Raw genomic sequence first — 321 nt, forward strand, 5'->3', positions numbered from 1 at the left:
TCATGAAGATGGCCGAAGGGCACCTGAAGCGGCTCGACAATCGACGTCGGGAGACCTGTCCGGCATCCGATCTCGTGCTCGGCGTCCAGTGCGGCGGCAGCGACGCGTTTTCGGGACTCACAGCCAACCCTGCCGTTGGTTTCGCAACGGACCTGCTGGTTCGCGCGGGCGCTACCGTGATGTTCTCTGAAGTGACGGAAGTACGCGATGGCGTCGGGCAACTCACGGCTCGCGCGGCCAATGCCGATGTCGCGGCAGCCATCATCCGAGAAATGCAGTGGTACGACAGTTACCTCAAGCGCGGCGGCGCGGATCGCAGCG

General features: G+C 64.2%; 1 pseudogene. It reads left to right on the forward strand.

Annotated elements, in window-relative coordinates:
- Nucleotides 1-321, forward strand: a pseudogene (gene garD / locus SB753_RS35900) (galactarate dehydratase); the annotation flags it as partial.

Source organism: Paraburkholderia sp. SIMBA_053 (genome assembly GCF_046534895.1).
Taxonomy (GTDB): Bacteria; Pseudomonadota; Gammaproteobacteria; order Burkholderiales; family Burkholderiaceae; genus Paraburkholderia; species Paraburkholderia caledonica.